Source organism: Streptomyces sp. NPDC004658, assembly GCF_040609555.1.
Taxonomy (GTDB): Bacteria; Actinomycetota; Actinomycetes; order Streptomycetales; family Streptomycetaceae; genus Streptomyces.
Genome location: NZ_JBEXKG010000318.1, coordinates 1 through 3,890, shown reverse-complemented (window position 1 = coordinate 3,890; position 3,890 = coordinate 1). Strand labels below are relative to the sequence as shown.

The window sequence follows — 3,890 nt, the reverse complement described above, 5'->3', positions numbered from 1 at the left end:
GTCGCGCGGTGACGGCCCGTACGAGCCCGTCGGCGGCGACCGCCGCGCGGCGCCGGTCCGGGACCACCGCGCGGCGGTGCAGCACCGGGTAACCCTCCTCGGCGACCGCGTCCAGGATGCCTCCGTACAGGACGCACGCGGTGCGGATGCAGGGGCGGGAGACCGGGTCCAGCATGCCGAGGCCGGGGAGCGCCTCCCGGTAGACGCCGCGCGTCAGCGCCTCGAACTCGCGCAGCGCGGCCGTGATGCGCGGCTCGTGACGGCCGGTGTCCCTGCTCCACCGCAGCAGTTCCCGGTCCACGCCGTGGCCCGCCAGCAGATCGGCGGGCAGATAGACGCGGCCGCGGTCCAGGTCCTCGCCCACGTCCCGGAGGAAGTTGCTGAGCTGGAAGGCGACGCCCAGCGCCGCGGCGTACGGCGCGGCCTCCTCGCGCGGCACCACGGTGCCCAGCACCGGCAGCATCTGCAGTCCGATCACCGCGGCCGAGCCGTGCATGTAGCCGCGCAGGTCGGCGTAGGTGGCGTAGTCGGTCACCGTCAGGTCGGCGCTCATCGCGGACATGAAGTCGTGGAACAACGCGTGCTCGATGCCGTACCGGTGCGCCGTGTCGGCGAGTGCCAGGACCACCGGCTCGTGACTGTGCCGGTGCCGCAGCCCGTGCTCCAGGCTCCGCCGGAGTCCGGTCAGGGCCGCAGCGCGCCGCCCGGTGTCCGTGCCTGTGCCGCAGGAGTCGACGATGTCGTCGGCCCAGCGGGCGAAGCCGTACAGAGCGTGCACGGCGGGCCTGCGCTCGACGGGCAGCAGCCGGGTGGCGAGGAAGTACGTCCTGCCGTGCCGTGCGTTGAGGGCACGGCAGTGCCGGTACGCCGCGCGCAGCGCCGGATCGCCGATCCCCGCCGCGTGCAGTTCGCGGTCCGTCATCGGGCGGTCTCCTTCACGCGCGTGGGCGGGGCGGCGGGCCGGGAGGGTGCGGGACGCGGCGGACCGGTGATCCGCGCGGCGGCGAGTTTCCCGGACAGCAGCACGGTCGGCACGCCGACGCCCGGCGTGGTGCCGCAGCCGGCGAGGACGGCGTTCTCGGTGCCCCGCACCAGGTTCCGCGGCCGGAACGGCCCCGTCTGGGCGAAGGTGTGGGCGGCGGAGAACGGCGTCCCGGCGGCGTGGCCCGCGGCCCGCCAGTCGGCCGGGGTGACGAGACACTCCTCCTCCACGCTGGCCTCGATGCCGTCCAGGCCGCGTCGCTCCAGCTCCCGCAGCAGCGCCCGCCGGTAGCGGGGGCCGAGGTCGCCCCACGCGGCGGCACCCGGCCCGATGTCCGTGTTGGGGCAGGGGGCGAGGATGTAGTGCAGATGGCGGCCCGGCGGCGCGAGACGCGGATCGGTGGCGGTGGGCCGGGTGACGAGCAGCGAGGGATCGCTCATCAGCCGCCCGGTGCGCGTGAGTTCGGTGAACGTGGTGTGCCAGGCCGCGCCGAAGAACAGCGTGTGGTGCGCCAGCTGCGGCCAGGTACGGTCCGTTCCCGCGTGCAGCACCACGGCTGACGGTGAGTGCCGCAGGCGCAGCGGGCGCCGGGGGGAACGGCCGAGGAGCCGGTAGGCGACCGGGAGGTCCGGGGTGAGGACGACGGCGTCGCAGGGGATGCGGTCCTGGTCCGTGACGACGGCGGTGACGCGCTCGCCCGAGCGTTCCAGACGGGTCACCTCCTGCTCGTACCGCAGGTCGGCGCCCGCCTCGGCGGCGGCGTCCGCCATGGCCCGCGGCAGCGCGTGCATGCCGCCCCGGGGGAAGTACACGCCCGCGACGGTGTCCATGTACGCGATGACCGCGTAAGCGGCCAGCGCGCGGGCGGGCGGCACGCCCGCGTACAGCGCCTGGAAGGAGAACACCCGGCGCAGCCGTTCGTCCTCGAGGAAGCGCCCGATCCGGGCGTCCAGCCGGCCGAAGCCGCCGAGCGCGGCCAGCCGGGCCAGGTCGGTGTGCAGCAGGCCGAGCGGGGAGTCGAAGTTGGCGTCGATGAAACGGCGCATCTGTGCCCGGTGCAGCTTGCCCAGCCAGTCGCGCAGCCGCCGGTACCCCGCCGCCTCGCCGGGGCCGGCGAAGCGCTCCACCTCCGCCGCCATGGCGTCGGCGTCGGTGTGCACGTCGAGCGTGCTGCCGTCCGCGAAGCGGGCCCGGTAGGCCGGGTGCAGGGGGATCAGTTCCACCCTGCGGTGCAGGCTGTCGCCGACGGCCGCGAAGGCTTCGTCGGCGAGGCCGGGCATGGTGAGCACGGTGGGGCCGGTGTCGGCCCGGTAGCCGCCGAGGTCCAGGCGCCCGGCCCGGCCGCCCGGCAAGGCGTCCCGCTCGACGACGGTGACGCGCCGTCCGGCGCCCAGCAGGTGCAGCGCGGCCGACAGCCCGGCGAGGCCGGCTCCCACGACGACCACGTGGTCGGTGCGTCCGGGCAGCGTGCGCGTCACCGGCCGGTCTCCGGCGCGTCCGCGCGTGCCGGGGACAGGGGCCCCGCGGATCCCTGACGCCGTCCTCGACCCCGGTCCGGCCCGGGCCGGGGCTGCCCGCCGCCGGCGGCTGCCGCTTGGCCGGCCCTGGAAAGACGCAGCCGTCCTCCCGCTCCCTCTTCCGGCAGGACGCCGTCGCGGCGACGCGGCACCGCACGCCCGGTCCCGACCTCCACGGCGTTTCGGGCACCGGTCCCGCCGGTTCCGCCGCCCCGGCGCACCCGGACGGGCGATCCCGGCGGGGACGCCGGGCGCGGGACGGGCGACGGCGCGACCGCATGGTGTTCCTTCGCCTGTGTGGGACGCATCCTGTTCCTCTCGTCGTGGTCACCAGCGGTCCGTCACCACGTCTTCGCCGCGTGGACCGGCCGCGGCGCGGCCGGCCGTCTGCGGCGATGCCTTCCCCCATCGCCCACCCCGCGTGACCCCCGCGTGCGGCATCCGAGTGACCCGCATCCGTTCGGTCCCAGGGACGGGAACCAGAGCAGGGTGCGGCGCCCGCCCCTGGACGCGCAGCACGGAAGGAGCCGTCGTGTTCGATGCGGAGGTGGCCGTTCTGGGCGGCGGAGCAGCCGGCCTGTCCCTGGCCCACCGGCTGGCCGGGCACGCGCGGGGGCTGCGGACGCCGTCCGTCGTGCTGGTGGACGCGCCGCCGGGCCCGCTGCGCGCACCACGCCGCACCTGGTGCTTCTGGGAGCCGGGCCGCGGACGTTTCGACGGCGCCCTGACGGCCTCCTGGGGGCATCTGCGGGTACGGCCCCCCGCGGGCGACCCGATCGAAGGGGACCTCGCGCCGCTGCGGTACAAGATGATCCGGTCCGACGACTTCGAGGACCTGGTGGGGCGGGATTTGGCGCGCAGCCCGAACGTGCGGCGGCTGGAGGCCGCCGTCGACACGGTGGAGGACGTCGAGGGCGGAGCCCGCGTCCGGGTGCGCAGCGCCGACGGCGAGGACGGTGTGCTCACCGCCCGCTGGGTGTTCGACTCCCGGCCGCTCGGCAGCCTGCCCGCCGCCCGCACCACACTGCTCCAGCACTTCCACGGCTGGTTCGTCCGCACCGCCCGCCCGGTGTTCACCCCCGGCACCGTCGACCTCATGGACTTCCGCACCCCGCAGCCCGCCGACGGCCTCTCGTTCGGTTACGTCCTGCCCGTCGGACCGCACGAGGCCCTCGTCGAGTACACCGAGTTCTCACCCCGGGTACGCACCGCCCACGGGTACGAGACGGCGGTACGGCACTACGCCGACGACGTGCTGCGCCTCGGCGACACGCAGGTCCTCTCCACCGAGACAGGCGTCATCCCGATGACAGATCGCCTCGCGACCTCGGCCGCCAGCGCCGCCCTGATCGCGGCCGGGTCGATCCTGTACCGGCGAGGCCGGTCCGCCT

General features: G+C 75.7%; 3 protein-coding genes. 1 reads left to right on the top strand and 2 read right to left on the bottom strand.

Features of this window, described 5'->3' with window-relative positions; all coding sequences use genetic code 11:
- Together ABZV94_RS40630 and crtI are read right to left on the bottom strand one after the other, a co-directional pair.
- A partial coding sequence (locus tag ABZV94_RS40630) for a phytoene/squalene synthase family protein (RefSeq protein ID WP_356349991.1) occupies nucleotides 1-922 on the bottom strand: 922 nt, incomplete at its 3' end.
- Nucleotides 919-2,460, bottom strand: coding sequence for a phytoene desaturase family protein (crtI, locus tag ABZV94_RS40625; RefSeq protein WP_356349988.1), 1,542 nt, complete (start codon nucleotides 2,458-2,460; stop codon nucleotides 919-921). The genes crtI and ABZV94_RS40630, both read right to left, overlap by 4 nt.
- Before the next feature lie 571 nt (nucleotides 2,461-3,031).
- Here crtI and ABZV94_RS40620 point away from each other — a divergent pair.
- A partial coding sequence (locus ABZV94_RS40620) for a lycopene cyclase family protein (protein WP_356349986.1) occupies nucleotides 3,032-3,890 on the top strand: 859 nt, incomplete at its 3' end.